Raw genomic sequence first — 22,568 nt, forward strand, 5'->3', positions numbered from 1 at the left:
ACGGCCAGCGGGTTCCAGGGTCAAGTCCAAATCGATGGGGCGTGACGGCTGCCGCACCTCGTGACGGCAGGATGCCGCCCCTGTGACGGCAGGATGCCGCACGGGTGTCATCGGGTCGCAGCGGAATTTCCCCTAAGCTTGGGGGTTCCCGAGAAAGAAAGGCGCCACAACCCCGCCGATTCGTGCCTTTCGTTCGCAACCCAGCCCCAGGACATCGCCATGACCGAGATCACCCGTCGCGCAACGCTAGCCGGCGCCGCCGCCTCGGCGCTCCTGCCCTTCGTGAAGACCTCGCCCGCGAGCGCCGCCGCGCCCCCGGCCGCGACCCAGAATGCGAGCTTCTACCGCTACAATGTCGGCAGCCACCAGATCACCGTGGTCTGCGACGGCGTCGCGACCGTCAACCTGACGGACAATTACGCGGCCGGCGCCAGCAAGGACGACATCAACAAGATCTTCGCCGAGAACCATCTCCCGACCGACAAGGTCACCCACACCTTCAATCCGGTCGTCGTCAACACCGGGCCGAAGCTCGTCGTGATCGATACCGGTCTCGGGCCCGACCAGTTCACGCAGACCAAGGGCAAGGTCGGCCAGTTCCACAACAACCTTGCGGCGGCCAGCATCGACCGCGCGGCAGTCGACACCGTCATCATCTCGCACTTCCACGGCGACCACATCAACGGCCTGCTCGCGGCCGAGAACAAGCCGGCCTTCCCCAACGCCGAGATCATGGTTCCGGCAGTGGAATGGAAGTTCTGGATGGACGACGGCGAGATGAGCAAGGGGACGGGCAATCCGATCCTCGAAAGCAACTTCAAGAACATCCGCCGCGTGTTCGATGCGCTCGGCCGCAAGGTCACGCAATACGAGTCCGGCAAGGAAGTCGCGCCCGGCATCACCTCGGTGGCGAGCCCGGGCCACACGCCGGGACACAACTCCTTCATCGTCGCGTCTGGCGCGGAAAAGGTACTTGTGCAGGTCGACATCACCGCAGGCGCAGCGTTCCTGTTCGTGAAGCACCCCGAATGGAACATCGCCTCCGACGTCGACAAGCCGCTGGCGCAAGAGACGCGGCGCAAGCTCTACGACATGGCGATTGCCGAGAAGATGCCGATCCAGGCCTTCCATGCCGCCTTCCCAGGTCTCGTCCGCGTCGAGAAGGAGAAGGATGGTTCGGGCTATCGCTGGATTCCGTCGATCTGGAACGCCTCGCTTTAAGCTCTGCCGTATGCGCTGACCGGGCGGCCGAGCTGCCCGGTCAGATCACGCGCCAGATCCATTCCATGATCTTCGCGATCACGTCGCCGAACAGCAACAGCGCCGCGGACCAGACCAGTGCCGAGATGAAATTGGCGGCCTGAAAACTCCAATAGGGCATCTCGAAAATGCCGGCTGCGAGCGGCACCGAGGCGCGCAAGGGGCCGAAGAAGCGGCCGATGAAGATGCTGGGCACGCCCCAGCTCCGCACGAAGGCTTCGCCCCTGGGCAGCAGCTCCGGATAGCGCGAGAGCGGCCACATCTGCGCGACCTGCTCCTTGTAGCGATAGCCGAACCAGTAGGAGACCCAGTCGCCGAGCGCAGCACCGATGCCGCCGGCGATCCAGACCGGATAGAAGCTGATGCCGCTGGCCCCGATCAGCGCGCCGATCGCAACCAGCGCCCCCCAGGCCGGGATCAGCAGCGAGATGAAGGCCAGCGACTCCCCGAAGGCGAGCAGGAACACGATCGGGGCCGCCCAAGCCTGGTGAGCGCGCACGAAATCGGCCAGCGCGTGCGCGTACTGCTCCATTCCAGATTGCCTTCCCGCCCCGTCACGGTCCTGTCAGATAAAAGGACTGGTAAGCCAAGGACTTGTGTGACATCAAGTCACAAAGCCGGGCCTGAGCCGGGCCCAGGTGTCAAATTGCCGGGAATTGGTGGGGCCTGCGGCGTAAAATCGCCGGGATTGGCTCCCACCCACACCCGCCGGGCGGACCTGCGGTGACCTTTGCAGGCCAGCCGTGGCATAGTCGGCCCAACCGATTCGCCGCCATCGCGGCCATCAAAGTGCATCAAAATATATGTCCAAGCAGTTGAAGCCAAAAGCAAAAGACGATTTTTTCGGCGGCGATGAGCCGAAGTCGCGCGCGCCCGCCAAGGCGGCCTCGCGTGGGACCGGCGGCGAAGCCGACTACACTGCGGCCGATATCGAGGTGCTCGAAGGCCTGGAACCGGTGCGCCGCCGGCCCGGCATGTATATCGGCGGCACCGATGAGAAGGCGCTGCATCACCTCTTCGCCGAAGTCATCGACAACTCGATGGACGAGGCGCTGGCCGGGCACGCGACCTTCATCGGAGTCGAGCTCAGCGCCGACGGGTTCCTGACCGTCACCGACAACGGCCGCGGCATCCCGATCGATCCGCATCCGAAGTTCCCGAAGAAGTCGGCGCTCGAAGTCATCATGTGCACGCTGCATTCGGGCGGCAAGTTCGACTCCAAGGTCTACGAGACTTCCGGCGGTCTGCACGGTGTCGGCATCTCCGTGGTGAACGCCCTCTCCTCGCTGCTCGAGGTCGAGGTCGCACGCAGCCAGAAACTCTACCGCATGACGTTCGAGCGCGGGCACCCGAAGGGCAAGCTCGAGGATCTCGGCAAGATCAACAACCGCCGCGGCACCCGCGTGCGGTTCAAGCCCGACACCGATATCTTCGGCGCCAAGGCCGCGTTCAAGCCGCAGCGCCTGTTCAAGATGACGCGCTCGAAGGCCTATCTGTTCGGCGGCGTCGAGATCCGCTGGAATTGCGCACCCGAGCTCTTGAAGGGCGTCGAGGATGTGCCGGCGGAAGCGACCTTCCACTTCCCCGGCGGCCTCAAGGATTACCTCGCCGCTGCGATCCACGCCGACACCTTGGTGCATCCCGACATCTTCTCGGGCAAATCGGGCCGCAACGGCGCGCATGGCGCCTGCGAATGGGCTGTCGCCTGGACCGCGGATGCCGACGGCTTCCTGTCGTCCTACACCAACACCGTGCCGACGCCCGATGGCGGCACGCACGAATCCGGCCTGCGCAGCGCGCTGCTGCGCGGCCTGAAGGATCACGCCGAACGCGTCGGTCAGGGCAAGCGCGCGTCATCCATTACGTCGGAAGACGTGATGGTGGGCGCGGCGGTGATGCTGTCGGTGTTCGTGCGCGAGCCTGAATTCCAGGGCCAGACCAAGGATCGTCTCGCCACCGCCGAAGCGCAGCGCATCGTCGAACAGGCGATGAAGGATCCGTTCGACCACTGGCTGTCGGGCAATCCGAACATGGCCAACCGGCTGCTCGACTTCGTGATCGACCGCGCCGAGGAGCGGCTGCGCCGTCGCCAGGAAAAGGAAACGGCACGCAAGACCGCCGGCAAGAAGCTGCGCCTGCCCGGCAAGCTCGCCGACTGCACCGATGCCGGCACAGAGGGCTCCGAGCTCTTCATCGTCGAGGGTGACTCGGCAGGCGGCAGCGCCAAGCAGGCCCGTGATCGCAAGACGCAAGCGGTGCTGCCGCTGCGCGGCAAGATCCTCAACGTCGCCTCGGCCGGCAAGGACAAGCTAACGGCGAACGCGCAGCTCTCCGACCTCGTGCAGGCGATCGGCTGCGGCCAGCTTTTGCAATATCGCGAAGAGGATCTGCGCTATCAGCGCATCATCATCATGACCGACGCCGACGTCGACGGCGCCCACATCGCCTCGCTCCTGATCACCTTCTTCTACCGGCAGATGCCGCGGCTGATCGACGAGGGCCACCTCTTCCTCGCGGTGCCGCCGCTCTACAAGCTGACCCATGGCTCGAAGTCCGTCTACGCACGCGACGACAAGCACAAGGAGACGCTGCTCAAGAGCGAGTTCAACGCCAACGCCAAGGTCGAGGTAAACCGCTTCAAAGGCCTTGGTGAGATGATGCCGGCGCAGCTCAAGGAAACCACCATGGATCCGCGCAAGCGGACGCTGCTCAAGGTGGTGCTGCTCGCCGACGACCGCGACACCACGGCGGATTCGGTGGAGCGCCTGATGGGCACCAAGGCCGAGGCGCGCTTCGCGTTCATCTCGGACAAGGCGGAGTTTGCGAGCGAGGAGCTGCTGGACGTCTGAGGCAGTCTTCCGACGTCACGCACAAAGTCCCGGCCTCGGCCGGGGCTTTTTTGTTTGCGGCTGCTCGCGGAGGCGCCCGACCAGACCGCGTCCGCTACCCGACTCATCTTGGGGCGGAACGACTCGGCCAACGACTCACCGGCGCCAAGGCTGAGGCAGGATTGCTACCATTTCGGACAGAGCCGGATTTGCTAACGAGAAGTTACCGGAATTCGATCTTCGGAAAATGACGCAACACATTGGAATCATAGAGCTATTTCTGATTTCGGAGATCGCGCCCGAAATCGCTGCCAGGCGGCGTTTCCCGGCGACTGTGCCTGTCCGGCAACAGCATTTCGGCGGAAAGCAGCTATAGTCCGGGCATCAGATCAATCGGACTTCAGTGCGCTCGCGCCTGCCGGACAGACCAAAGCTTGGGGATTTTGAAATGAAGAAGATTTTGCTCGCACTGACCGCGGTTGCCGCGATGACCGGTTCGGCGTCGGCGGCCGATCTGGCTGCCCGTCCCTACGTGAAGGCCCCGCTTCCGGCGCCCGTCGCCAACTGGACCGGCTTCTACATCTTCGGCGGTGGTGGTGGTGGCCTCTCGAACTCCGATCAGTCCGTCCAGACCACGGTCGGCGCGGTTCCGCTGACGATCGGCCAGCGCCAGGGTGGCTCGGGCTGGTTCGGCACCGTCGGTCTCGGCTACGACTGGCAGTTCAACAGCACCTGGGTCGCCGGCGTGTTCGCTGACGGTCAGTTCGGCAGCATCCGTGGCACGGTTCAGGATCCCTTCTTCGGCATCACCGGCTCGCAGAAGCTGGAAGACTCCTGGGCCGCTGGTGTGCGCCTCGGCTATCTGGTTGCTCCGAACGTTCTCTCCTACGTCAACGGCGGTTATTCCGGCGCTCACTTCGGCCAGACCAACTTCCTGACGCTGGCCGGCGTTCCCGCTGGTGCCCACCTCAACAGCTACAACCGCAATGGTTGGTTCGTTGGCGGCGGCGTCGAGAACAGCCTGAACATCTTCGGCATCTCTTCGCCCGGCTGGTTCATGAAGACCGAATATCGTTCGGCCTTCTACAACGCCAAGACCCAGGACGAACTCATCGACGGCACCAACCTCCCGACCGGCAACAGCATCCGCGCCAACAGCTGGAACCAGACGATCTCGACCTCGCTGGTCTACCGCTTCAACTGGACCGGTCCGGTCGTCGCGAAGTACTGATCTGATCTGAAATTCAGACGTCAAAGCCCCGGCATTGTCCGGGGCTTTTTCGTTGCGGCTTCTGTTTTGCGGAGTTCAAGGCTCGATACATCGAGAGCTCCGGTGCGCGGTGCCCCAGCGGGTCGTGCCAGTCCGGAGGCGTCGCCTCAAGCTCTGCGTTCCCAATTCATATGTACCTGACCGGCAACAGCTTTTTGGCTGGAACCGCCTATAGCTTGGTCATCCGATGACTCGAAGTTCAGCGCGCTCGCGCCGAACAGACCAAGGTTGGGGTTTTATCATGAAGAAGTTTTTGCTCGCTCTGACCGCAGTGGCGGCGATGACCGGTTCGGCCGCGGCGGCCGACCTTGGGGCCCGCCCCTATGTGAAGACTCCGGCGCCCGCGCCAGTCCAAAGCTGGACCGGCTTCTACATCTTCGGCGGCGGCGGCGGCGGTCTGTGGTCCGCTGACAGCAACATCCAGAGCACCGGTGTTGCCGGAGGGTTCGGTGCCTTCGGACCTGCTGGCACTGCGATAACCCGCGATACGCGCCTGGGCGGCAGCGGCTGGTTTGGAACCGTCGGCGCCGGTTACGATTGGCAATTCAACGGGCGCTGGGTGGCCGGCGTCTTTGCTGACGGACAGTTCGGTGACATCAGTGGCTCGCTGACCGACCCCGCCTTCTGGCAAACTGAAGGCCGCCAAAAGCTCCGCACCAGCTACACGGCCGGCGCGCGGTTAGGCTATCTCGTTGCGCCCAATGTCCTGTCCTACGTCAACGCCGGTTACTCGGGTTCGGAATGGTCAGGCACGTCTCAGACGTTTCTGGGTGTGGGACCGGGCGCCAGTACCGCGACGCAGACGACCACTGGCTCCTTCCACCGCGATGGCTTTTTCGTTGGCGGTGGCGTCGAGAACAACCTCGACATTTTCGGAATTGCTGCGCCCGGCTGGTTCATGAAAACCGAATACCGTTCGGCGTACTATGACCGCATTTCCCGGCCCACGACGTTTGCTCCGGGCAATAATTTCGGCGCGCCGGCGGTGGGTCTGACGGGCACCGCAATTACCTTCAAGCCCTGGGTCCAGACCATCAGCACGTCGCTGGTCTACCGCTTCAACTGAAGCGCCCCAACTCCTGAACAAGTCCTGATCCAGCCTGGATATGGGACGTCAAAGCCCCGGCATCGTCCGGGGCTTTTCGCTGCCGGATCTTCAGCGGCCGACGCTCGCCTTCAGAGATCGGTACGCCTCTCCAAGCCGGTGCTCGATCCCCGCCCAGTCGGCCTCAGTGATCGCCTCGCCCCGCGCATCGCGAAACGCCATGGCCTCTGCCCGCGCGATGCCGAACTGCCTGATGCCGGAATCGTCCGCGCTCTTGCCGTAGGTCAGCGCCGCCACGCGTGCGATGGTGAGGCCATAGTCGCGCGGGTCCGCCGCCTCGCGCCGCGCCTGCCACCAGTCAAGCTCGAGACGGGCGGCCTCGTGCGCGTCGAATGCCACGGGCGCGGCCGATGCAAAATCCCGGTAGTATCCAACGAGCGCTGGCAGGGCCGCATCGGCCTCCCGGCGTGACCGCGTCGGCTGGAACGTCCTGGCGGCCCCGGCGGCGCCGAACGCGATCTGCAAGCTTCCTAGGGGCGAAAAGCCGAACTGCGTCCGCGTCGATTCGTAGAGATGATAGAACAGCGCGGCATAGCGCTTGTCGTAATAGTTGCGCCACATCGCGGTCTCGAGCCGCGCCATCTCGGCCGGATCGAACGCCCGCAGATCCGCACGCCGTGGAATGACGGCATAGGCCGCCACCAGTGCGACCGCGGCCGCGATGCCAAGGGCGCTACCCAGGAGCATCTTCCGCACGGACATGGATCCTCCCAGCGGCCCTGCATCCGCAGCCATTGTATCCAAACCGAAGCTACGGCTAGTCTGGCGGGAAGTTTTCGTGATCCGCGGCGATCGTTGATGTCGCGGGCCACGACAGAAGCAAACCAACGGGGAGGAATGCATGCGCAGATTTCTGCTGATCGCAGGCCTGTTTGCCCTCGCCGTCGGGCTGCTCTGGATCGGACAGGGAACGGGCACCGTCGCCTGGCCGCGGTCGAGCTTCATGGTCAACCAGTTGCAATGGGCCGGCTATGGCGCAGCCATGGCCGGCTTCGGACTGGTCCTGATCTGGCAGAGCAACCAATAGAAGAAACCAGGGAATACAAATATGACATCCAACCGGTTCGATCTCCGCGGCAAAGTCGCGATCGTCACAGGGGGCAATGGCGGCATCGGTCTTGGCCTCGCCCACGGACTCGCCGATGCCGGCGCCGATATCGCCGTGGTCGCACGTAACGAAACCAAGTCGGCCGCTGCCGTTGCCGATCTCAGAGAGCGCGGCGTGAAGGCGATTGCCGTCACCACCGACGTCACCGACAAGGCGGCGGTCGCGGCCATGATCGACCGCGTCGTCAAGGAGCTCGGCCGGATCGACATCCTCATCAACAATGCCGGCATGAGCATCCGCAAGCCGCCGCACGAGCTCGAGCTCGACGAGTGGAACAAGGTGATCGACACCAACCTCACCAGCGCCTTCGTGTGCTCGAAGCTGGCCTATCCGGCGCTGAAGGCGTCGGGCAACGGCAAGGTGATCAATATCGGCTCGATGATGTCGATCTTCGGCGCGAGCTTCGCCACCGCCTATGCGGCAAGCAAGGGCGGCATCGTGCAGTATACGCGCGCGTGCGCCAATGCGTGGGCGCCCGACAACATCCAGGTCAACGCCATCCTGCCGGGCTGGATCGACACGGACCTGACGCGCGGCGCGCGGCAGCAGGTCTCGGGACTGCATGAGCGCGTGCTGGCGCGCACGCCCGCGGGACGCTGGGGCGATATCGACGACTTCGCCGGCATCGCCGTGTTCCTCGCCTCGCCCGCCTCGAACTTCGTCACGGGCACTGCGATCCCCGTCGACGGTGGATTCTCCGTGATGGCGTAAGCTTGCCCGCGGTCGACGAAAAAGCCCCGGCAGATGCCGGGGCTTTGAAAGCTCTCACGTTCGGAGAGATCAGTACCTTGCGACGACGGCCGAGGGACCGAAGCGGTAGTTCACGCCGACGCGCACCGCATCAACGACATGGCTGAAACGATACGTCGCGGAGTCCGTGGGGGCAGAAATAGGCAAGTGCTATTTACCTACTGCACCCTTATGCACCGTCACGGCCAGTTTCCGGAGATGACCGTCCGCTGCGCCGTCCCGCCCGTGGCGACAACGACGCGCGAATCGACAGAAAAAAGCCCCGGACGGAGCCGGGGCTTTCAGTTATTGGCAGTACTTTTTTAGCTTCGGTCGTTCGTTGACGTGCTCAGTAGCGCGCGATGACCGGTGCGTCGAACTTGTAGCTCGCGCGCACGACGGCCCACTGGATGTCGCGCGGCTTGGCATCGAAGGTGTAGTTACCCGAGGTGCCGCCGAGCTGATAGGTCTGGCTGCCGAAGGCCGCGTAATTGTATTCGAGGCCGACGATCCAGTTGCGGGTGATGCCGTATTCCCAGCCGGCGCCGACGGTCCAGCCGTTGGCCCAGTGGGTCTGACCGCCCGAGCCGGTCGAGGGCGCAACGGTGTCGCTGACGTTGAGACGGTTGTTCACGCCGGCATAGCCGCCCTTGATGTAGAACAAATTGTTCTGCACCGCGAAGCCGGCGCGGCCGACGACGGTCGCGAGCACGTTGGCGCGCCAGGTGAAGATGTCGTCAGCGGCGCCGAAGGCGGTGTTGACCACCGTACCCTTGTTGTCGAGGCCGGAGATCGTGCCTTCCATGCCGAACACGTAGTTGTTGGCCTGCCAGTTGTAGCCGATCTGGGCGCCGCCCATGATGCCGGCGCCACGCTGGCGATAGCCCTGGCCCGGAACGAGATCGCCGAACGGCGCGCCGGTCCCGTTGTTGATGAACTGCTCGTTGGTCCATGCGCCACCGATATGGCCGCCGACATAGAAACCGGTCCAGTTGAACAGCGGCTCCGCATAGGCGGGCGCCTTCATGTAGCGTGCACCGAGATCGGCGGCTGAAGCAGCGCCGGTCGAAACCAGAGCGGTCGTGCAGGCGAAGGCGGCAATCAATTTGTTACGCATGGTACACCCCGTGTCCTTTGATGGATGCACGGTCACACGCAGGTCTTACTCAAATTTGAATCAAGAAAGTTAAGACGCCGGATTGGCAAGCGACGCGACGTGAATCCGTTTGCGCTGTTGCACGCACGCAACGCGCGGTGCGCGATTTAACGCCGCGTTATCCCTACCGACCTCCTGCGCTACCATGCCGGCGCGGCCTTGGACTGCACGTGCTCGGGCCGCACGCCGAGCGCAATCAGGCGCGCCGGAAGACCCTGGAGCCATGGCAGCGCAGTGATCAGGCGCACGACCAGTGGCACCTTCAGCGGCCGATCACTGCCCTGCAGGGCGCCGCTGATGATGTTGTTCTGCACGATCACCTGCATGCGCTGCGTCATCCTCACCGGGAATTCGCGGCGCCGGCGCACGGCATCGAGTTCATTCTCGGTTGGGCAGCCCTGCCGAAGTTTGTCAGCGAGCAGGTTGGCGGTCGCGACCGCGTCCTGCACGGCGAGATTGACGCCGACGCCACCGACCGGCGACATCGCATGCGCGGCATCGCCGATGAGAAGCAGGCCCGGCCGCGTCCAGCGCGCCAGGCGGTTGATCGCGACCGTGAGCAGCTTGACGTCGTCAAAGCTCTTCACATCGGCAATGCCGGATCGAAGGATCGGCGCCATGCGCACGACGTCGTCGAGCAGCGCCTGCAATCCCCTCGCCTTCACCGCCGCGTATTGTCCCTTCGCGATGACATAGGCGCACTGCCAATAGTCGCCGCGGTCGAACGTAACCATCATCTTTCCGGGCTCGATGCGCGCGAACAGGTTCTCGGTCTCGTCCGCCTTGCGGCCGACGCGGAACCACAGCACGTCCATCGGCGCGCCGATCTCCTCGACGCGGAGCCCCGCACGCTCGCGCACCGTCGAATGCCGGCCATCGCAGGCAATGGTGAGATCGGCTTCGATGTCGATCGGCCCCTCCGGCGTCATCGCACGCACGCCGGCGACGGTCTCGCCGCGACGGATCAGATCGACGGCTTCCGTATTCATCATCACCTTGAGCGAGCCGAAGCGCTGGCCGGCCTCGCGCAGGAAATTCAGGAAGTCCCATTGCGGCATGAAGGCAATGAACGGGTACTTGGTGCGGAGCCGGCGGAGATCAGCGATCCGCACGGGCGTGCCGCCAAACAGGCCGTCCATCATCTGCAGGCGCTGGTGCGGCAGCTTCAGGAACCCATCGATCAGGCCGAGCTCGTCCATCACCTGGAGCGTCGAGGGATGCACGGTGTCGCCGCGAAAGTCGCGGAAGAAATCCGCATGCTTCTCCAGCACCACGACGTCGATGCCGGCGCGTCCCAGGAGATAGCCGAGCATCATGCCGGCCGGCCCGCCGCCGACGATGCAACATCGGGCTCTCACGGAGTGACGCACGGTGTGCTCTGGGGTATCAGATTCCGTCATCAACTCCTCGCTTACAACTTTAGTACTCTGTGCGGTGCAACAAGCCGGAATTGGTTTGCCGCAATGCCGAATGGCCGGTAGCGTTGCTGATAATTTCGATTGATTTCAGGATGATCCCGCGTTGCGCACCATACTGATAGTGCTTGGCATCTGGCTGCTGATCAACGTGCTTTTCGTCGTGATCATGCTGCCGCCGCGCAAGCCGCGGAAGCCGGATCCTCAGGAGGCGGGCACGCTCGCGCCGGCACGGATCGACCAGAACGGCTATCCGTTCGAGGAACAGGAGAAGGTCCTGCTTCGCCATGTGGTCATCTCGATCGCCATGGGGACGTTCTTCTCGCTTGCGCCGCCCTTGATGGAAGCGATCGACGCCATCAAGCGCTACATCGGAAAGCGTCGCGGCTAGTTCCCGCGCCAACTGCGCTCGCTGCCCAACAATGGAGCCGCGGACGCTCAGTTGTTGGTACGGTTTGAGGCCCGAAAACTCTTGATTTCCGACACGCTGCCGTCGCGGTAGGTCAGTTCCACCGAGACGAACTGCGTCGCCGGGGCAAGCTTCATGTAGAGCGGCATGCCGGCGCTGATCGCGCTGGGATCGCGCATGTCGCAGCCCGGCATCTTCAACACCTGGTTCGGAACGGCGGTGTCGATGCCGATGCGCACCTCGCGGATGGCGCAGCGGTAGGACACGAGATGCGTGTAATAGACGAGCAGCCCGTTGAACTCGCGGAACGACAGCCAGCTCGTCGCGGTCATGTCGAGAATCTTGCGCTGGTCGCGGATCAGCGCGGCCTCGGGATCGAACCTGATCGGGAATGGCCCCTGCATGTCGCCGGACTGATCGACATAGCGGACCTCGATGGTGCCGGCCTGCGCATCCGGCGGCAATTCGATCGACGGGTTCGGCATCCGCTTGCGCGTGCGCGGATCGAGCGTGTCGATGAAGCCGGTCTCGCGGAAATCGCCGTTGCCGGCCATGCGCCAGGAAATGCCGAGCGTCGGGTCGGCGAAGGAGAACACCACGCTCCAGCCGCCATTGTGCCGCGAGAAGCTGGCGATCGGCGCGTTGGTGGTTTCTTCCTTCGGCACGCGCGGTACCGACACCGGCGGGAGAGCCGCGAGCTTCTGCGGCGGCGGATCGGCCGGGCGCGCAGCGGCCGTCGCGTCCTTGGCAACGCCGCTGAGGAAGACGTCGTCGACCATCTGGTCGAAATAGACCGGCACCTGTCTGTGCTTGACGGTGTCGGCCATCTCGCTGACGAGACGGCGGGTGCGCTGCGCCACCTGCACCAGATTCTCGCCGGGCTGGAGCAGCTCCTTGGCGAAGGTGCGCGTGAACACCGAATTGGGATTGGCGTCGTCGTTGGAGAGACGATCGAGTGCGGTCTGGCGGGGACCTGCGGAGAACACCGAGAACACGCCTTCGGGCAGCTGCACCATCGGCGCGAGGCCGCCGCCACCGGCGACCGCGCGGGTGCCTTTGCGCTCGAACGGGTTGTTGCGGCAGGCGTCGAACACCAGGATCGACGTGCGCGCCTTCTTGTTCTGAAGGCGCTCGACGATGCGGTCGGCCAGGATGGAAGCGTCGCGCACCAGCTCTTCCTGCCCTTCGGTCGCCGCCGGCACGTCAGTCGGCAGCAGGTAGTTCTGGCCCGCGATCTCGAAGCCGTGGCCGGCGTAGAAGAAGAATGCGGTGTCGCCGGGCTCGATCGTCCTGTCGAACGCGAGCAGCGTCTCGGAGAATTGCTGCCGGCTCTGGTTCTCGGCGACCATCACCGAGAAGCCGAGCTGCTTCAGCGTATCGCCCATGGTACGGGCGTCGTTGACCGCCTTTAGGAGCTTGGGGACGTTCCTGTAGTCGTTGTTGCCGACGACGAGCGCAACGCGCTTCTCGGCTTGTGCGGGCAGCGCGAAGCCGCTCAGGCTCACCGCAAGGCCAAGGGCCGCCAGAATTCTGAAAAGCCGACGCGTCATCGTAAAATTCCCGTTGCGGAACGGCGCTCCGCCGGCCCCCTCGAACAGCGATTCATTGAAACCCTCTGCCGTTGATGATAGTCGGTCCAGCCATATCGACGGTTCAACGCCGAGAGCCCACGGGTTCCGTCATCAGGACTATGGCAGATTCCTCCGGAATCTGCTTTTTCTAGGCAGCTGCGCTGCAAGCGGGGGCTGCCGTGTATCGATGGTGTACTGACGAGGTCGAGCCGCATGACCGGTTCGACTATTGGCGCGAGGTCCGGTCCAAGGGCCTGTTCGGCGTCACCGCTGAACTCGAGCGCGAACGCCGCGCGGACTTCTACGGCGAATTCTCGCTGCGCCAGCTCGGCGGCGGTGGGCTCGTCGAGCTGAAGGCGTCACACTACACTGTCGAGCGCAGCAACTCCGACATCGCCTACGCGCCCGGCGACAGCATCTGCGTCTACCAGCAGCTCGGCAGCGGCGGCTGGTTCGGCGGCATGCGCACCGGCGACTTTGCGATCGCCAACGGCAGCTTCGCCACCAGCCATACCGACCAGCCCTATCGCACCGCGCCGCTCGGCGCAGGCGGCTTCCACCTGCGCATCCTGAAGATCCCCGTGAGCAGGCTCTCCACGCAGGACAGGCGCATGCGCGAGCTTGCGCCCCGGACCTTCAGCGATCCCGGCCTGGCGCCCCTGCTCGGCGCCTGCTTCGCCGACCTCGATGAAGCCGCCGCGGGCGATAACGGCGCCACTGATGCGACCTCAGTCGCCCAGACCTCCTTGGATCAGGCCTCCTTGGATCAAGCCTCGCTCGTCCAGGCCTTGGCCCATCTGGCCCTGATCGAGCGCGGCATCGTGCGGCCCGGCAGCCGCCGTGGGCAGGCCGCGCTACGGACCGCCCGGCTCTCGCAGGCGCGTCGCCTGATCGCGCGCCATCTGCAAGACCCCGATCTGGCGCCGACGATGGTGGCCGACCAGCTCGGCGTGTCCGTGCGTCACCTGCACATGCTGTTCGAAACCGCTGCGAAGAGCTTTTCGCAAACGGTGACGGACGAACGCCTGAAACAGAGCCGCCGCCTGATGCGTGAGGCGCCGGACCGGCTGATCGCTGATATCGCGACCTCCTGCGGCTTCGAGAGCCTGGCGACCTATTACCGGGTCTTCAACGCCGCCTACGGAATGGCCCCCGGCGATTTCCGGGCCCGGAGCCCGGAAGGGCGTTAGCCGTCCCTCCGGCAGCCATCGCCCGGTTAACGGTGGAGGCGGAAAAGCCCAGCCGGGCCCGCTATTTGAGCAAAAACCTCAGGTTTTTTAGGGTCTTCCCGCGCCCGCTCCATTGACTTTGGCCGATTCCCGCCTATGTTCCGGGGCGACGCGGCTCAGATCGAAGACCGATTCTTGAGCCTTGCGCTTTGTTCGCGTGAGTCAGCACCCCCAGCTTCTTTGAGAGCGCGCCGTTTCGGGGTGGAACGCGACAGCCTTAATTACCCTCGATTCCGAACGGCGGTTTCGACCAGAGGCTCAATGTCCTTTTCAAATCTCGGACTGTCCGAAAAAGTCCTCGCCGCAGTGGCGGCCACCGGTTACACCACCCCCACCCCCATTCAGGAACAGGCGATCCCCCACGTCCTCGCACGCAAGGATGTGCTCGGCATCGCCCAGACCGGCACCGGCAAGACCGCGGCCTTCGTGCTGCCGATGCTCACCATCCTTGAAAAGGGTCGCGCCCGCGCGCGCATGCCGCGCACGCTGATCCTGGAGCCGACCCGCGAGCTCGCGGCGCAGGTGAAGGAAAACTTCGACCGCTACGGCGCCGGCCAGAAGCTCAACGTCGCCCTGCTGATCGGCGGCGTTTCCTTCGGCGACCAGGATGCCAAGCTGACGCGCGGCGTCGACGTGCTGATCGCCACCCCCGGCCGCCTGCTCGACCACACCGAGCGCGGCGGCCTCCTGCTCACCGGCGTCGAGCTGCTCGTCATCGACGAAGCCGACCGCATGCTGGACATGGGCTTCATTCCCGACATCGAGCGCGTCTGCAAGCTCGTCCCGTTCACGCGGCAGACCCTGTTCTTCACCGCGACCATGCCGCCGGAAATCCGGCGCATCACCGAGACCTTCCTGCATAATCCGCAGAAGGTCGAGGTCTCCAAGCCCGCCACCACCGCCGTGACCGTCACGCAGTGTCAGGTCCCGGCCGGGCGCGAGGCGCATGAGAAGCGTGAATTGCTGCGACGCCTGCTGCGCGAGGCCAAGGATCTCCAGAACGCGATCATCTTCTGCAATCGCAAGCGCGAGGTCGCCGTCGTTCACAAATCACTGCAAAAGCATGGTTTCAGCGTCGGCGCCCTGCATGGCGACATGGACCAGTCGGCCCGCACGGCGGCGCTCGAACAGTTCCGCAAGGGCGAACTGCCGCTGCTGGTCGCCTCCGATGTTGCCGCCCGCGGCCTCGACATCCCTGAGGTCAGCCACGTCTTCAATTTCGACGTCCCCCACCACCCCGACGACTATGTTCACCGCGTCGGCCGCACCGGCCGCGCCGGCCGGTCCGGTATGGCGATCTCGCTCGTGACGCCGCTCGACCAGAAGTCGATGGTGGCGATCGAGAAGCTGATCGGCCAGAGCATTCCGCGCGCCGAGGGCGATTTCGAAGTGCCCGCGGACGCAGGCGAGCAGAGCGCACGTTCGCGCGAACCGCGCGGGCGCGACCGTGAACGTTCCCGCGGCGGACGCGGCAAGCCGCAGCGTGGCCGCGATCGTGAGCGCAGCCACGAGCCCCGCGAACCGCGCGGCGAGGCGAGGCCTTCCGCAGAGACACAGCCCGCTCCTGAAGCGAGACCTGCACGTGAGCCGAGGCCCGCACGGGAGGCGAGGCCTCCGCGTGAAGCGAAGCAATCATCCGAGCCGCGCGGTGGATCGCGCCAGCAAGCCAATCCATCGCATGTGCCGTCGATCGGCCGCCCCGAGCCGCGCCGCCAGCGCGAGGCCGATACCGAGCCCGGCGATCACTCGCACCTTCCGGCGTTTCTGCTCCGGCCAGTGCGTTCTCCCGCCGGCGCTTGACGCGCCGGCGCGATTCAGCTTCGGTTGAGCTGAGCCGCCTCACACTTTTTCTGATGCATTCGCGAACGTCTGTTTACAGAGCGTTCACGATCGTCCGTTAGCCTGCGAACATAATTTAAGTATTGCTGCGGTCGATGGCGCACCGACCGCTGTGGGGTATGTTCAGTGGTCAAGGTGCTCGACGAACACGAACGCACGATGGCGTTCGCCGAAGTGGCTCTCGGTCAGATCCGCTCGCTTCGACAGACTGCAATTCCCCGCAATTACGAGATCTGGTACGTCTACGCCACCGGCTATAACGCACCGCTCAACAAGATCATCAACGAGACGCTGGCGCGCCACGGCAAGCTGACCGAAGGCGATCTCGAGCAGATCTACGAGACCTATCTTTCCCACATCAAGACTACCGACCGCATCGACAAGGTCGGCGCACGCGTCATCGGCGAGATCGACGACGTGATGACGGTGCTGAGCGAAGCGCTCGGGATGACCGGCTCCTACGATGCCAGCCTGTCGGGCGCGACCGAGCAACTGTCGTCGGCCAAGAACCGCGACCAGATCAAGTCGATCGTCGAGACGCTGCTGCGTTCGACCAGCGAGATGCGTGAGACCAACAAGGCGCTGGAAGACCGGCTGACCCTGTCCAAGAACGAGATCAGCAATCTCCAGCAGAGCCTGGAGGCGATCCGCGCCGAGAGCCTGACCGATCCGCTTACGGGATTGGGCAATCGCAAATATTTCGATCGCATGATCGGCATGGCCGTGCAGAGCGCGCTCGCCTCGGGCGAGCCACTGTCGCTGCTGCTGTTCGACATCGATCATTTCAAATCGTTCAACGATTCCTACGGCCATCTCACCGGCGACCAGGTGTTGCGGCTGGTCGGCTTGTCCATGAAGCAGACCATCAAGGGACAGGACATCACCGCGCGCTATGGCGGCGAGGAATTCGCGGTCCTGCTGCCCAACACGGCGCTGCGCCAGGCCCTCACCGTTGCAGATCACATCCGCCGCGCCGTGATGGCGAAGGAATTGAAGAAGAAATCGACCGGCGAGATCCTCGGCCGCGTCACCATCTCCGTCGGCGTCTCCATGCTCAAGCAGGGCGACGATCCCGACGCACTGATCGAGCGTGCCGATGCCTGCCTCTATGCCGCCAAGCGCAACGGGCGCAACCGCGTGATCTGCGAGGCCGATCCGGAGTTCGCGATCGAGTCGCACAGCCGGGTGGCCTGACGCCGAAGCAGCGCGCCGAAGAAACGGCCGGCGCTTGACATTCCAACCCGCCGAACGACATCTTCCCCGCCGCCCGACTACGAGCGTCGAGAGGACTTGTCGTCTTGCCCAATCCCCATGACTTTCACACACCGCAGCCGTCGTACACCAGGGATGAACTGCTGAGATCGAGCGACGGCGGCTATTTCGGCCCGGGCAACGCGCAATTGCCGGCCCCGCCGATGCTCATGATGGATCGCATCACCGAGATCAGCCTGGACGGCGGCGAGTTCGGCAAAGGCCACATCGTCGGCGAGCTCGATATTTTGCCCGGCCATTGGTTCTTCGATTGCCACTATCGCGGTGACGCGATGATGCCGGGAAGTCTCGGCCTGGATGCGATGTGGCAGATGATCGGCTACTGGCTCGGCTGGTCGGGTTCACCGGGCAAGGGCCGCGCCATCGGCGTCGGCGAGGTCGACGTCACGGGATCCATCACACCCGACACGGGCTGCGTGCGCTACGAGGTCGCCATGCGTATGGTCCGGCGCGGCAAGCTGGTGCTCGGAATTGCCGACGGTCGTGTGCTTGCCGATGGAGTCTGCGTCTTCATGGCCAAGGACATGAGGGTCGGACTGACCAAGGCGGTGGACTGAGGTCTCGTAGGGTGGGCAAAGGCGCGCAGGCGCCGTGCCCACCATCTCTCCAGCACCTTTATCCTGAACGGTGGGCACGCTTCGCTTTGCCCACCCTACGCACCGTCTTCTTGGCCGCCTTCTTTACCTGCCGCTTCCTCGCAGCGGCCTTCTTCGGCTCGGCCGTCGCCGCAGCTTTCGCCTTCGGCCGCTTCTTCACCTTGGCGCGCTGGGCGGCGGCGAGCGCTGCCCTCGCCCATTGCGCAAGCTCCTCGGAATCGTCGAACAGGCGCGCCGGCAATTCCCAATAGGAATTCACCAGCACGGTTTTGGCGCGGGTCGAATACTGAAACGGCTTCGAGCCTTCCGCTTCAAAGTCCGGGATGGTGACCTCGTCGGCGCGGAAGAACAGGCCCGCGCGCAAGGCGAGCGCGAAGTTGATGCCGTCGGCGGAGATGCCGTAGCCGGAGAACATTTTTCGGATGGTGACGGGGCCGAAATCGGCGAACAGGTCGATCAGGAATTCGCGGTCCATGGCCAAGCTGTCTCCCCACGGTCGTCCCCGCGAACGCGGGGACCCATAACCACCGGGAGGAGTTTAGCGAAGACTACCAGCCAGGAAAGCTTGGTACTGATACCGAGCGTCATCGCCAGATCACGCGGTATGAGTCCCCGCGTTCGCGGGGACGACAGCGACTTACCCGTCGATCTTCGCGGGCCGCAGCTCGACCGACTCGCCGCAGCCGCAGGCGGAGACCTGGTTGGGGTTGTTGAAGACGAACTGGGCCTGCATCTTGTCGGCCTTGTAGTCCATCTCGGTGCCGAGCAGGAACAGCACGGCCTTGGGATCGACCAGGATCTTGACGCCCTTGTCCTCGACGACCTCGTCGGTCGGGCGGACATCATGGGCGTATTCGACCGTATAGGACTGGCCGGCACAGCCGCCGTTCTTCACGCCGACGCGCAGGCCCACGATCTCGGAATCGGCGCGGCTCGTCAGCTCGCTGATGCGCTGGGCGGCGGCATCGGTCAGCCGCATCACCTGCGGACGCGGGCGCCGCGGTTTCGGAGTGGATGCTGGTGTTGGGCCGGACGATATCTGTGTCATGTCAGTGATGTGGTCCGTTGCTGAGCGAATTCAATGCCAGAGTTACGCGTCACCACATATTGAGGACGAGACGGGCCTCGTCGCTCATGCGTTCCGGCGTCCATGCCGGCTCCCAGATCACCTTGACGTCGACCACGCCGACGCCGGGGACGCTGGCGACCGCGTTCTCGACCATGGTCGGGAGCTCGCCGGCGGCCGGGCAGTTCGGCGTCGTCAGCGTCATCTGGACGTCGACGGAACGGTCGTCCTTGATCTCGACCTTGTAGATCAGGCCGAGCTCATAGATGTCGGCCGGGATTTCCGGGTCGAACACGGTTTTGAGGCCAGCGATGATCTCGGTGGTGAGACGCTCGGTCTCCTCCGGCGGCAACGCCGAATGGGTCTCCATCGGATTGGCTTTGATTTCGGCCGTGTCACTCATGCGAACAAATCCCGCGCCTTCAACAGCGCCTGTGCCAGATGATCGACTTCTTCCCGCGTATTATACATGCCGAACGACGCCCGGCAGGTGGCAGTCACGTTGAACCGCTCTAAAAGCGGCATGACGCAATGGGTGCCGGCGCGCACCGCGATGCCCTGGCGGTCGATCACGGTGGCGACGTCGTGGGCGTGGGCGCCCTTGAGCTCGAAGGAGATCACCGGGCCCTTGCCCCGGGCGATGCCGATCAGCCGGAGCGAGTTGATCTCGCGCAGCCGGTCCTGGGCATAGGTGGTGAGATCGTGCTCGTGGGCAGCGATGCGCTCCTTGCCGATCGAATTGACGTAGTCGATGGCCGCGCCAAGGCCCACGGCCTCGACGATCGCGGGCGTGCCGGCCTCGAACTTGTGGGGGGGATCGCCATAGGTGACGATGTCGCGCGAGACCTCGCGGATCATCTCGCCGCCGCCGTTGTAGGGACGCATCGCGACGAGGTGGTCGTACTTGGCCCAGAGGATGCCGATGCCGGTTGGCCCGTAGACCTTGTGGCCGGTAAAGACGTAGAAATCGCAGCCGAGATCCTGGACGTCGACAGGCAGATGCACCGCACCCTGGCTGCCGTCGACCAGCACGGGAATGCCGCGCGCATGCGCGATCTTCACAACGTCCTTGATCGGGACAATGGTGCCGAGCGCGTTCGACATCTGCGTGATCGCGACCAGCTTGGTCTTCGACGTCAGCAGCTTCTCGAACTCGTCGATGAGGAAGTTACCCTCGTCGTCGACCGGCGCCCACTTGATCACGACGCCATGGCGTTCCCTGAGGAAATGCCACGGCACGATGTTGGAGTGGTGCTCCATGATCGAGATGACGATCTCGTCGCCCTCTTTGATGTTCGGTTCGCCCCAGGACGACGCGACGAGGTTGATCGCCTCCGTCGCGTTGCGGGTGAAGATGACCTCTTCGGTCCGCGGCGCGTTGATGAACTGCGCAACCTTGCTGCGACCGCCCTCATAAGCCTCGGTGGCGGCATTGGCGAGGTAATGCAGGCCGCGATGCACGTTGGCGTATTCGGACGTATAGGCCTGCGTCATGCGGTCGAGCACGGCGCTCGGCTTCTGCGCCGAGGCGGCGTTGTCGAGATAGACCAGCGGCTTGCCGTAGACCTGCATGGCAAGCGCCGGAAAATCCTGGCGCACGCGTGCGACGTCGTAGGCACCGTTCTTGACTGCGGGATGCGTGCTCATTGGCGCCGCTCCAGCCAGCGCTCGGCGATACCGATCACGTGCTCGCGCAAACCGTCATCGGCGATCTGCTCGATCGCCTCCCCCACGAAAGCCTGGATCAGCAGCGCCTGGGCCTGCTTCTCCGGCAGACCGCGCGCCTTCAGGTAGAACAGCAGGCTGTCGTCGAGCGCGCCGGCAGTGGCGCCGTGGCCGCAGGAGACGTCATCGGCGAAGATCTCGAGCTCCGGCTTGTTGTCGGCCTCGGCTTCGTCCGAGAGCAGCAGCGCGCGGGTCATCATCTTGCCGTCGGTCTTCTGCGCATCGGGACGGACGATGATGCGGCCCTGGAACACCGAATGGGCGCGATCGTCGATCACCGCGCGGAAGACCTCGCGGCTGACGCAGTTCGGCACGGCATGATCGACCACCAGCGTGGTGTCGCCGTGCTCGGTCTTCTGGAGCAGGTTCACGCCGTTGACGGAGAGGTCGCTGCCCTCGCCCGCCATCGTGATGAAGCCCTGGAGGCGGCTGACGGCAGCGCCAGTCGTCATGTTGAAGAAATTGAGCTTCGTGTTCGCGCCGACCGTGACGAACTGCGAGGTCACGTTCACTGCGTCGGGTGCATCGTCCAACAGGCGGATATGCGCGACGTCGGCATTGTCGCCGACCGAGAGGATGACGGCGTCGTTGACCTGGTAGGCCTTGGCACCGGCCGCCACAAAGCTCTCGATGATGGTGGCGCGAGCGCCGTTCCCGACCGCGATCCGCGAACGGCTGAAAGCCGACGCGGACGAAGCGGTCGCGATGTGGATGATCTGGATCGGCGCGGACAGCTGCGCACCGTCGGCGATCGACAACACGACGCCGTCGGTTGCCAGCGCCGCATTCAGCGCAATCACGGCATCGGTGGCCGCGGTCTTCAGGAGACCTGCGTCCTTCTCCAGCGCTTCCCGCAGCGTCTTGAGGCCCGCCTCAGCGGCAAGCGCCTTGACGTCGGAGAGATCGGGCGCGAACACGCCGTCGACCAGCACCAGCTTGCGGGCGCCTTCGATCGCATGCGCCTTGACGGCATCCGCGGCACGCTTCAGCGCGGCCGCATCGGAGCTGGCTGCAAGCGGCAGCACCTCGCCGACCAGCGCACGCAGGTCGGTGTATTTCCATTCCTCGATCCGGCGATGCGGCAGGCCGAGACGCTCATAGGTCTCGAACGCCTCGCGGCGTACCGCGATCACAGAAGGCGAACCCGGCAGGCGGCCTTCGGCGCTGGCGAAGAGATCGCTCACCGCGCGGCCGTTTCCGGTCTTTGCCACAGCAACGTTCATCCTAAAATTCCTTACGCGGCATCCTCGAACTGGGCGTAGCCGGACGCTTCCAGCTCCAGCGCCAAGTCCTTGCCGCCGCTCTTCACGACACGGCCCTTCGACATCACGTGCACGACGTCGGGCACGATGTAGTTCAGCAGCCGCTGATAATGGGTGATGACGACCATCGCGCGCTTGGGCGAGCGCAGCGCGTTGACGCCGTCGGCCGCAATGCGCAGCGCGTCGATGTCGAGGCCGGAATCCATCTCGTCGAGGATGCACAGGCTCGGCTCGAACAGCGCCATCTGCAGCACCTCGTTGCGCTTCTTCTCACCGCCGGAGAAGCCGACATTGACGCCGCGCTTGAGCATGTCCTGCGGGATGTTCAGCGACTTCGAGACCTCGCGGACCTTCCTCAGGAAGTCCGGGGTCGAATATTCGCTTTCGCCGCGCGCCTTGCGCTGCGCGTTCAGTGCGGTGCGCAGGAAGGTCATGGTGGCGACGCCGGGAATCTCGACCGGATACTGGAACGCCAGGAACACGCCCTTCGCGGCGCGCTCGTTCGGATCCATCTCCAGCAGGTCCTCGCCCTTGAACAGGATCTGGCCGTCGGTAACCTCGTAGCCGGGCTTGCCGGCGATGACGTGGGAGAGCGTCGATTTGCCGGAGCCGTTCGGCCCCATGATCGCGTGAACCTCGCCCTCGTTCACGGTCAGCGTCAGCCCGTGGAGGATCTCACGCTCCTCGACACGAACCTTCAAATCCTTCACTTCAAGCAAAGCCATCTT

22 protein-coding genes are annotated in these 22,568 nt (G+C 64.4%); 11 read left to right on the plus strand and 11 right to left on the minus strand.

Features of this window, described 5'->3' with window-relative positions; translation table 11 throughout:
* Positions 1–219: 219 nt before the first annotated feature.
* Positions 220–1,221 (plus strand): MBL fold metallo-hydrolase, encoded by a 1,002-nt coding sequence (locus ACVJ5M_RS26645; RefSeq protein WP_354099578.1) that lies wholly within the window; start codon positions 220–222, stop codon positions 1,219–1,221.
* Positions 1,222–1,261: 40 nt separating this feature from the next.
* On the opposite strand, the gene ACVJ5M_RS26650 is transcribed toward ACVJ5M_RS26645, so the two are convergent.
* Complete coding sequence (locus ACVJ5M_RS26650) at positions 1,262–1,792, minus strand: DedA family protein (protein WP_063983507.1); 531 nt, start codon at positions 1,790–1,792, stop codon at positions 1,262–1,264.
* A 271-nt stretch (positions 1,793–2,063) separates the two neighbouring features.
* Here ACVJ5M_RS26650 and parE point away from each other — a divergent pair, with 271 nt between their 5' ends.
* From parE to ACVJ5M_RS26665, 3 genes are all read left to right on the plus strand, one after another.
* Positions 2,064–4,109, plus strand: coding sequence for a DNA topoisomerase IV subunit B (gene parE / locus ACVJ5M_RS26655; RefSeq protein ID WP_071914292.1), 2,046 nt, complete (start codon positions 2,064–2,066; stop codon positions 4,107–4,109).
* Between the two features lie 427 nt (positions 4,110–4,536).
* The gene (locus ACVJ5M_RS26660) at positions 4,537–5,319 is read left to right on the plus strand and encodes an outer membrane protein (RefSeq protein ID WP_085401054.1); all 783 of its coding nucleotides are present in this window, start codon (positions 4,537–4,539) and stop codon (positions 5,317–5,319) included.
* Between the two features lie 280 nt (positions 5,320–5,599).
* Positions 5,600–6,424 carry an outer membrane protein gene (locus tag ACVJ5M_RS26665; protein ID WP_283018781.1) on the plus strand — a complete coding sequence of 275 codons (825 nt, stop codon included), beginning with the start codon at positions 5,600–5,602 and terminating at the stop codon, positions 6,422–6,424.
* 90 nt (positions 6,425–6,514) lie between these two features.
* Here ACVJ5M_RS26665 and ACVJ5M_RS26670 read toward each other — a convergent pair whose 3' ends face one another.
* Positions 6,515–7,165 carry a hypothetical protein gene (locus tag ACVJ5M_RS26670; RefSeq protein ID WP_283018780.1) on the minus strand — a complete coding sequence of 217 codons (651 nt, stop codon included), beginning with the start codon at positions 7,163–7,165 and terminating at the stop codon, positions 6,515–6,517.
* A gap of 139 nt (positions 7,166–7,304) precedes the next feature.
* Here ACVJ5M_RS26670 and ACVJ5M_RS26675 point away from each other — a divergent pair, with 139 nt between their 5' ends.
* Together ACVJ5M_RS26675 and ACVJ5M_RS26680 are read left to right on the plus strand one after the other, a co-directional pair.
* Positions 7,305–7,490, plus strand: coding sequence for a hypothetical protein (locus ACVJ5M_RS26675; protein WP_007609848.1), 186 nt, complete (start codon positions 7,305–7,307; stop codon positions 7,488–7,490).
* Positions 7,491–7,511: 21 nt separating this feature from the next.
* Positions 7,512–8,282 carry an SDR family NAD(P)-dependent oxidoreductase gene (locus tag ACVJ5M_RS26680; protein ID WP_063983511.1) on the plus strand — a complete coding sequence of 257 codons (771 nt, stop codon included), beginning with the start codon at positions 7,512–7,514 and terminating at the stop codon, positions 8,280–8,282.
* Between the two features lie 367 nt (positions 8,283–8,649).
* Here ACVJ5M_RS26680 and ACVJ5M_RS26685 read toward each other — a convergent pair whose 3' ends face one another.
* A complete protein-coding gene (locus tag ACVJ5M_RS26685; protein WP_071914298.1) occupies positions 8,650–9,417 on the minus strand; it encodes an outer membrane protein in 768 nt (255 codons plus the stop codon).
* Between the two features lie 179 nt (positions 9,418–9,596).
* Positions 9,597–10,856, minus strand: coding sequence for an FAD-dependent oxidoreductase (locus ACVJ5M_RS26690; RefSeq protein WP_283018779.1), 1,260 nt, complete (start codon positions 10,854–10,856; stop codon positions 9,597–9,599).
* Between the two features lie 121 nt (positions 10,857–10,977).
* Between ACVJ5M_RS26690 and ACVJ5M_RS26695 the strand changes: the two genes are divergently transcribed.
* Complete coding sequence (locus ACVJ5M_RS26695) at positions 10,978–11,262, plus strand: hypothetical protein (protein WP_063983514.1); 285 nt, start codon at positions 10,978–10,980, stop codon at positions 11,260–11,262.
* 47 nt (positions 11,263–11,309) lie between these two features.
* Here the strand turns inward: ACVJ5M_RS26695 and ACVJ5M_RS26700 are convergent, their stop codons facing one another.
* Positions 11,310–12,830: a caspase family protein gene (locus tag ACVJ5M_RS26700; RefSeq protein WP_283018778.1), complete on the minus strand. Its 1,521-nt coding sequence runs from the start codon at positions 12,828–12,830 to the stop codon at positions 11,310–11,312.
* 200 nt (positions 12,831–13,030) lie between these two features.
* On the opposite strand from ACVJ5M_RS26700, the gene ACVJ5M_RS26705 reads away from it, so the two are divergent.
* The 4 genes from ACVJ5M_RS26705 (at position 13,031) to fabA (ending at position 17,748) form a co-directional block, all read left to right on the plus strand.
* Positions 13,031–14,041: a helix-turn-helix transcriptional regulator gene (locus ACVJ5M_RS26705; protein WP_283018777.1), complete on the plus strand. Its 1,011-nt coding sequence runs from the start codon at positions 13,031–13,033 to the stop codon at positions 14,039–14,041.
* Positions 14,042–14,341: 300 nt separating this feature from the next.
* Positions 14,342–15,880 (plus strand): DEAD/DEAH box helicase, encoded by a 1,539-nt coding sequence (locus ACVJ5M_RS26710; protein ID WP_063983517.1) that lies wholly within the window; start codon positions 14,342–14,344, stop codon positions 15,878–15,880.
* Positions 15,881–16,045: 165 nt separating this feature from the next.
* Positions 16,046–17,113 (plus strand): GGDEF domain-containing protein, encoded by a 1,068-nt coding sequence (locus tag ACVJ5M_RS26715; protein ID WP_039149102.1) that lies wholly within the window; start codon positions 16,046–16,048, stop codon positions 17,111–17,113.
* A 104-nt stretch (positions 17,114–17,217) separates the two neighbouring features.
* Positions 17,218–17,748 (plus strand): bifunctional 3-hydroxydecanoyl-ACP dehydratase/trans-2-decenoyl-ACP isomerase, encoded by a 531-nt coding sequence (gene fabA, locus ACVJ5M_RS26720; protein WP_283018776.1) that lies wholly within the window; start codon positions 17,218–17,220, stop codon positions 17,746–17,748.
* 58 nt (positions 17,749–17,806) lie between these two features.
* Here the strand turns inward: fabA and ACVJ5M_RS26725 are convergent, their stop codons facing one another.
* The 6 genes from ACVJ5M_RS26725 to sufC all read right to left on the minus strand — a co-directional run bounded on the left by ACVJ5M_RS26725 (position 17,807) and on the right by sufC (position 22,565).
* A complete protein-coding gene (locus ACVJ5M_RS26725; protein ID WP_166096424.1) occupies positions 17,807–18,262 on the minus strand; it encodes a TfoX/Sxy family protein in 456 nt (151 codons plus the stop codon).
* Positions 18,263–18,424: 162 nt separating this feature from the next.
* Entirely contained in the window at positions 18,425–18,835 is a 411-nt protein-coding gene (locus tag ACVJ5M_RS26730; RefSeq protein WP_071914312.1) for a HesB/IscA family protein, read from the minus strand.
* A 49-nt stretch (positions 18,836–18,884) separates the two neighbouring features.
* Complete coding sequence (locus ACVJ5M_RS26735) at positions 18,885–19,256, minus strand: SUF system Fe-S cluster assembly protein (RefSeq protein ID WP_071914314.1); 372 nt, start codon at positions 19,254–19,256, stop codon at positions 18,885–18,887.
* Positions 19,253–20,500: a cysteine desulfurase gene (locus tag ACVJ5M_RS26740; protein ID WP_283018775.1), complete on the minus strand. Its 1,248-nt coding sequence runs from the start codon at positions 20,498–20,500 to the stop codon at positions 19,253–19,255. Before ACVJ5M_RS26740 ends, ACVJ5M_RS26735 begins: the two co-directional genes overlap by 4 nt.
* The gene (sufD, locus tag ACVJ5M_RS26745) at positions 20,497–21,801 is read right to left on the minus strand and encodes a Fe-S cluster assembly protein SufD (protein ID WP_283018774.1); all 1,305 of its coding nucleotides are present in this window, start codon (positions 21,799–21,801) and stop codon (positions 20,497–20,499) included. The genes ACVJ5M_RS26740 and sufD overlap by 4 nt, the downstream gene beginning before the upstream one ends.
* 11 nt (positions 21,802–21,812) lie before the next feature.
* Positions 21,813–22,565 (minus strand): Fe-S cluster assembly ATPase SufC, encoded by a 753-nt coding sequence (sufC, locus tag ACVJ5M_RS26750; protein ID WP_028161255.1) that lies wholly within the window; start codon positions 22,563–22,565, stop codon positions 21,813–21,815.
* Between the last annotated feature and the right edge of the window lie 3 nt (positions 22,566–22,568).

The organism is Bradyrhizobium sp. S3.7.6, assembly GCF_054061875.1.